Origin of the sequence: Spirillospora sp. NPDC049652, assembly GCF_040675125.1 — a bacterium.
Lineage (GTDB): Bacteria > Actinomycetota > Actinomycetes > Streptosporangiales > Streptosporangiaceae > Spirillospora.
In genome coordinates this window covers 1-6,009 of sequence record NZ_JBFAOF010000412.1, presented here as the reverse complement: position 1 = coordinate 6,009, position 6,009 = coordinate 1, and the positions used below count along the sequence as shown (strand labels likewise).

Sequence of the window (6,009 nt, the reverse complement as noted above, 5' to 3'; positions counted from 1 at the left end):
CCGCGTCCAGGCGCGGCTCGAACGCCAGCAGCGCGCCGACGAGTTCGGCGTCGGCGGCGGTCTCGTCGGCGGCCAGGTCGTCAAGGACGGCGCCCTCGCCGGAGAACCCGCGGGACGACTCGGGAGAGAGCGTCAGCACGTACCGCATCCCGGGCAGTTCCAGTTCCCAGGCGGACGCCACGGGCGGCGAACCGGCGGCGACCTGGGGCCCGTACACGCGCAGCGAGCGGGCGAACCGCAGCAGCGGCAGCAGCGTCTCCAGCCGGTGCGCTCCCGCCAGGCACACCGCGCCCGGCACCGGACGCGGCGACAGCCGCAGCGACCGGCCCGCCGGGACGGCCCACAGCGCGTCGGGGCCGCTCCGGCCGGTCGGCAGCCCGCGCAGGAAGCGGACGGCCTCGGCGGCGGACAGCACGGCCCGCGCGTCGAACGCCGACGCGATGACCTGCACCTCGGCGAACCCGCGCAGCCAGCGGTCCGGCAGGGGGACCTTCTTCTCGACCGTCGCGCCGTCCAGCGTGGTGACGACCAGCTCGCCGGTCCCGACCGCCAGGTGCAGCGGCTCGTCGCCGCCGACCCGGGCCAAAGCCTCGCGCAGCGGCCCGTTGACGTCCACGTTCGTGGTGCCGAGGTCGACGACCTCGCCGTCCAGCGCGTCCTGGAGGACGTCGAGCCGGGCGTAGACGCCGCCGCAGGCCGAGAACGACTCCATCCGGAGCCGGTCGCCGTTGCAGGTGACCACCGGGTCGCGCATGCCGGTGGGCCGCGGCCGGTGGTAGCGGGTGCGGGCCACGTCGGCGAGCCCGAGCAGCCCCGCGGCGGCCGGCGCCGCCCGGGTGAGCAGCCCGCTGAAGAAGTGCGGATGATCCGTCCGGCCGCCGGACGCGGTGGTTCCACCGGACGTCGACAGCCCGAGCCCCGCGCCCGTGAGCGCGGACGGCCGGACGTACTGGTACGCCTGTGCGCTGGTCATGCCGGGAACATAGAAGCGCCCACCGACATCCCGCCACGGCGCCGCCCAGGTTGACGCGGTCAGAGCCGGCCGGAGAGCAGCGGTCAGAGCTGGCCGGGGAACAGGAGCGCCAGCTCGGCCGGGTGGTCGGCGATCAGGCGCAGCTCGTCGTCGGTGAGCGGCCGGCCGGTCATCGCGTTGCACATCTGGACGACCCGGAACGCCAGCTCGGGGTCGGACGGCTCGACGCCGAGCTCGTCCATCACGTGGCGGAAGCCGGAGCGGCCCCCGTACTCCCCGGTGAGCACGACCCGGCCGCGGCGGGTGTGCAGGTCGTCCGGGAACGGGCCGAGGGTGGCCTCGTCGAACAGCTCGTAGTTGCCGTGGTCCTTCAGCGCGCCGTCCGCGTGGATGCCGGACTCGTGGGCGAACGCGTTGGCACCCGCGCCGACCTGGTTGTACGGCAGCGGCTGGCCGAACGCGTAGCTCGCCCACAGCGCGAAGCGGCGCGCCCAGGTCAGGTCGAGCGCGTCGCCGATCTCGGCGTCCACCCCGAAGGCGTGCTCGAACGCCAGGATCGTGGACAGCAGGTCGGCGTTCCCGGCGCGTTCGCCGATGCCGTTCACGCAGGTGTTGACCCAGGCGTCCTGCCCGGCCTCCAGGTCGCCGAGCGCCCCGGACACCGAGTTCGCGACGGCCATGCCGAGGTCGTTGTGGCAGTGGGTCTCGACCGGCATCCCGACGGCGGCGGCGAGCTTGGCGAACCGCTCGCGGATGCGGCCGGGGCTGTCGCCGCCGATCGTGTCGCAGTAGCGGACGCGGTCCGCGCCCGCCTCCTTGGCGGCGAGCGCGAACTCGTGCAGGAAGCCGTCGTCGGTGCGCGAGCCGTCCTCGGCGTTGACACCGACGGTCTCGACGCCACCCGCCTTGGCGGCCCGGACCGCCGCCTGCGCCTCCCTGATGATGGCCGCCCGGTCCAGTTTTCCGCGGAACTTGTTGGCGATCATGTAGTCGGACGTCGAGATCGACAAGTTCATGTGCCGCAGGCCCCGGCCGGACGGCGACCGCACCTCCAGGGCCTTCTCGACGTCCGCCGCGACGCCCCGGCACCAGCCGGAGAGCCGCAGGCCTCCGAACGCCCCCGCCTCGTCGAGCGCGAGCTGCGCCCGGACGTAGGGGACCTCGTGGAACAGGAACGGGAACCCGATCTCCGACTGCGCCACGCCCAGCCGGCCCAGGTAGAGGTTGACCATCGTCTTGCCGAACTTCGAGAGCCCGGTGCGTGCGGTCTGGACGCCGTCCCGGTTGGTGACGTCCAGGAAGTGAATCTGAGGCATGCCCTCAGATTGACAGTCCGATCCACATGTATCAATATTGATCATAATCAACATTGAACGGGAAGGTGTCCAGGTGGGGGAGTGGATCGACGCGGCGGCGGCCGCGGAACGCCTCGGTGTGAAACCCGCCACGCTGTACGCCTACGTGAGCCGCGGCGTCCTGCGCCGCCGCCGGGACGAGGCGGGCCGCCGCTCGCTCTTCGACGCCGCCCAGGTCGAGGAGCTCGCGCGCAAGGGCAGACCGCGCCGTCGTCCCGGGCCGACCGAGCTGGCGATCGAGTCGGCGGTCACCGCCCTCGGCCCGGACCGCCCCTACTACCGCGGGCGCGACGCCCTCGTGCTCGCGGCCGAACACCGCTTCGAGTCCGTCGCCGAGTGGCTCTGGACCGGGGACGAGTCCGCCCTCGCCGCCGCACCGGCGCCGGAGGGGAGCTGGCGGGCTTCGGAGGAGGGCCTCCGGGCGGCCCGCGCGGCCCAGTCCGGCCTGCCGGACGGCCTGCTCCCGCTCGACCGCCTCCAGGTGATCACCACGGCCCTCGCCGTGACCGACCCCCTGCGCGTCCACACCGACCCGGAAGGTGTCCTGGTGACCGCGCGGACGCTGATCGCCGGGATGGTCGACGCCCTGCCCCCGGCCCGACGCCTCACCGGCACCGTGCGGAACGGCCCAGCCGCGAGCGGCCCGCCCCTGGTGACCGGCGTTCTCGGAGCGAGCGACGACCTCGCCGGAGAGAACGGCCGCCCGGGAGGGGGCGACCGCCCGGACGAGCACGGCCGCCCGGGAGGGGGCGCGCGGGGGGTGACCGGGCCAGGGGCGTCGCGGGAGTCGATCGCCGCGCGGCTCTGGCGGGCGATGTGCCCGGACGAGCCGACTCCGGGCCTGCTGCGGGCGTTCGAGGCGGCCATGGTGCTGCTCGCCGACCACGAACTCGCGGCGTCCACGCTGGCGGCGCGGGTCGCGGCGTCCGTCCGGGCGGACCCGTACGCGGTGGTCACGGCGGGGCTCGGGGTGGTGAGCGGGCCGCTGCACGGCGGCGCGTCCTACGCGGCGGAACGCCTGTTCGCCGAGGCCGGGGAACCGGGGCGGGTCGCGCGGGTGATCGGCGACCGGCTGCGGGCGGGGGAGCGGATCCCCGGCTTCGGCCACCCGGTCTACAAGTCCGGCGACGGGCGGGCGGCCGTCCTGCTCGGCCTCGTCCGGGAGGCCGCGCCCGGCCATCCCCGCCTCGCCGTCGCGGACGCCGTCCTCGCCGAGGCCGAGCGGCGGCGGCTGCCCGCGCCCAACATCGACTTCGCGCTCGCCCTCCTGGGCGGCGTCGCGGGGCTCGTCCCCGGCGCGGGGGAGGCCGTCTTCGCGGTCGCCCGGGTCGCGGGCTGGCTCGCGCACGCCCTGGAGGAGTACTGCGGCCGGTCCCCGCTCCGACCCCGCGCCGTCTACGTCGGCCCGCCCGTCCCCGAGTGATCCGATGAGGCGCTGACCAGGGGATACGGGCACCGGACGCGGCAGGGCGCGGCGGCCCTCCGGGGGCGGCGACATACCGGCGGGGCGTTCCGGCGGGGGTATGCACGTGCTCCCGGGAAGCGGGGGTACGCTCATGACGTGCGGAAGTTCTTCTCCCCCGGCTGGATCGGGCTCCACGCGACGGCGATCGTGTTGTTCGCGGCGTTCCTGGGCTTCGGCTGGTGGCAGTTCGACCGGGCGCAGGACGGCAACGACCGGAGCTGGGCCTACACCTTCGAGTGGCCCATCTTCGGGATCTTCGTGCTGGTGATGTGGGTCAAGATGATCCGGGACGAGGTGACCGGCGAGGAGTCGATCGCCCGCGGCCCCGCGGTCATCGAGGAGCCCGCCGAGAAGGCGGTCACCCGCGAGATCATCCAGCGGCAGGAGACCGAGGACCCCGAGCTCGCCGCCTACAACCGCTACCTGGCCCGGCTGAACTCGCAGACCGGCCGCCGCGACTAGCGCCCCACGCCGGACGGGCCGTCCGGCGGGACGCCCGCGCGGCCCTCGGGCGGCGGCGACCGGCGGCGGTGGTGACCGAAGGGCGGCGGCGTCCCGCGAAGTGCGGGCGGCCAACGTCCCGGACCATCCCGCCCGTTCGATCGGGCGACCGTCCGACCGAACGACCGAGAACGTAGGTGACGCGCCGCCCGGCGCGCTGAGAGAGGTGTGACTCGTGGAAGCGGCCATCAAGCGGTACCGGATCATGGCGCTGCTCGTCGGCGTGATGCTGCTGATCCTGGTCTTCGTCGCCATGCCGCTGCGCTACATCTGGGACCAGCCCGGCGCGTCGGGGATCGTCTCGCCGATCCACGGCGTCCTGTACATGGTGTACCTGGTGATGGCGTTCGACCTGTACCGGCGGGCCGGATGGCCGCTGCAGAAGATGGTGCTCATGGTCGCCGCCGGCCTGGTGCCGTTCCTGGCCTTCTACGTCGAGCACCGGATCGTCCGGGACGCGCGCGCCGAGATCGAGCGCACCGGCGTCGCCGCCGACGCCGCCTGACCCCACCCGCCCTACCCCGCCCGACCTCACCCGCCCGGCCCTCGGCCGGGCGGTTCCGTTTTTCGCCGGACGCTGGACTCGCCGTTCCCTCCCGCCTTATTGTTTGACTCAGTCAAAGATTAAGAGCGAGGGGATCGTCATGCCCGTGGCCGCCCACGACGTCGCGTCCGTCCGGGACTTCAACCGCTTCTACACCCGCGTCCTCGGCCTGCTGGGCGACGGCCACGTCCGGACGCCCTACTCGCTCACCGAGGCGCGGGTGGTCTTCGAGCTGGCGCAGCGTCCCGAGACAGAAGTCCTCGCGCTGCGTCGCGCCCTCGACCTGGACGCCGGCTACCTCAGCCGGATGCTCGCCCGGTTCGAGAGCGACGGACTGGTCGAGCGCGAGCGGTCCGCGGACGACGCCCGCCGCCAGGTCGCCCGGCTGACCGGGCGCGGCCGGGAGGTGTTCGCCCTGCTGGACGAGCGGTCCGCCACCCAGATCAGGACCATGCTCGACGGCCTGTCCGCCGCCGACCGCGACCGTCTGGTCGTCGCGATGCGCACCGTCCGGGACGTGCTGGACACCTCCGCCCCGCCCGGTCCGGCCCCTTCCGGCGGAGCCGCGGCGGGAACCGGCGGGGAGGTCGTGCTACGGCCTCTCAAGCCCGGCGACCTCGGCTGGGTCGTGCAGCGCAACGGCGAGCTGTACGCGTCCGAGTGCGGCTGGGACCGCAGCTACGAGGGGCTCGTGGCCCGCGTCGTGGCCGAGTACGTCGAGCGGCACGAGCCCGGCCGCGACAACGCCTGGATCGCCGAACTCGGCGGCCACCGCGTCGGCAGCATTTTCTGCGTCCAGCGGGACGCCACGACCGCCCAGCTCAGGCTGCTGATCGTCGAACCCGGCACGCGGGGCGCGGGGGTCGGCGGGAAGCTCGTGGACGAGTGCGTCCGGTTCGCCAGGGAGGCCGGGTACGAGCGCATGGTCCTCTGGACGACCGCGCTCCAGCAGCCGGCTCGCCGCCTCTACGCCCGCGCGGGCTTCGAGCTGGTGGACCGGGAGCCGCCGACCGAGCGCTTCGGCGACACCGTCCACGGCGAGACCTGGGAACTCGGCCTGAAGTGATCCTTCCGGACGCGGCCCCCCGTCACCGGGGGGAGGTGCCGGGCCGGCGGCGCTGATCGAGTCCGGCCGCCGGCCCGGCGGTGGGGGGACGCCGGTGCCGCGGGG

General features: G+C 74.3%; 6 protein-coding genes. 4 read left to right on the top strand and 2 right to left on the bottom strand.

Annotated elements, in window-relative coordinates; translation table 11 throughout:
• Together AB0J52_RS23745 and AB0J52_RS23740 are read right to left on the bottom strand one after the other, a co-directional pair.
• Positions 1-973, bottom strand: a 973-nt coding sequence (locus AB0J52_RS23745) for an SWIM zinc finger family protein (protein WP_500184231.1), incomplete at its 3' end; no start/stop codon positions are given.
• A gap of 83 nt (positions 974-1,056) precedes the next feature.
• Positions 1,057-2,289, bottom strand: a complete 1,233-nt coding sequence (locus tag AB0J52_RS23740; protein ID WP_500184230.1) for a LeuA family protein — start codon at positions 2,287-2,289, stop codon at positions 1,057-1,059.
• Positions 2,290-2,362: 73 nt separating this feature from the next.
• Here AB0J52_RS23740 and AB0J52_RS23735 point away from each other — a divergent pair, with 73 nt between their 5' ends.
• The 4 genes from AB0J52_RS23735 to AB0J52_RS23720 all read left to right on the top strand — a co-directional run bounded on the left by AB0J52_RS23735 (position 2,363) and on the right by AB0J52_RS23720 (position 5,904).
• On the top strand, positions 2,363-3,751 hold the full coding sequence (locus tag AB0J52_RS23735; RefSeq protein WP_500184229.1) for a citrate/2-methylcitrate synthase: 1,389 nt from the start codon (positions 2,363-2,365) through the stop codon (positions 3,749-3,751).
• A 138-nt stretch (positions 3,752-3,889) separates the two neighbouring features.
• Positions 3,890-4,255 carry a hypothetical protein gene (locus AB0J52_RS23730; RefSeq protein ID WP_500184228.1) on the top strand — a complete coding sequence of 122 codons (366 nt, stop codon included), beginning with the start codon at positions 3,890-3,892 and terminating at the stop codon, positions 4,253-4,255.
• A 214-nt stretch (positions 4,256-4,469) separates the two neighbouring features.
• Positions 4,470-4,799, top strand: a complete 330-nt coding sequence (locus AB0J52_RS23725; RefSeq protein ID WP_500184226.1) for a DUF3817 domain-containing protein — start codon at positions 4,470-4,472, stop codon at positions 4,797-4,799.
• A gap of 145 nt (positions 4,800-4,944) precedes the next feature.
• Positions 4,945-5,904: a bifunctional helix-turn-helix transcriptional regulator/GNAT family N-acetyltransferase gene (locus AB0J52_RS23720; RefSeq protein ID WP_500184225.1), complete on the top strand. Its 960-nt coding sequence runs from the start codon at positions 4,945-4,947 to the stop codon at positions 5,902-5,904.
• Positions 5,905-6,009 lie beyond the last annotated feature (105 nt).

What these genes read in the sequence shown, in the direction of transcription:
- AB0J52_RS23740 (WP_500184230.1), bottom strand. Translation starts at nt 2,289, where the DNA reads ATGCCTCAGATTCACTTCCTGGACGTCACCAACCGGGACGGCGTCCAG.